We start from the raw sequence: 246 nt of genomic DNA, 5'->3' as shown, positions 1-246 counted from the left end.
AGGAGCAGGGCGCTGGCGGCGCAGAGGCTGGAAAAACCCAGGGATGGCGGCACCTGGGCGATGATCGTGGCCAGCAAGGCCCACACCAGGGTCGCAATGGCCAGGGCCCCGGGCCAGGAGAAGCGCTGCGCGGCATGGGTATAGGCGACGCTGAAGGCGATCATCGCGAACACCGCCGACAGGGCCGCCACCGCGGCATGGGTGGCGAACACCTGGCCCTGCTCCAGGGCCAGGAACAGCAGGATC

The 246-nt window shown here is 69.5% G+C and carries 1 pseudogene; it reads right to left on the bottom strand.

The annotated features are described in order from the left end of the window. A pseudogene (locus F6S12_RS33475) lies at positions 1 to 246 on the bottom strand (hypothetical protein); the annotation flags it as partial.

Source organism: Pseudomonas sp. JV245A (assembly GCF_032424515.1).
In the GTDB taxonomy this organism is placed as follows: Bacteria; Pseudomonadota; Gammaproteobacteria; order Pseudomonadales; family Pseudomonadaceae; genus Aquipseudomonas; species Aquipseudomonas protegens.
This window is presented reverse-complemented; position numbering and strand designations above follow the sequence as displayed.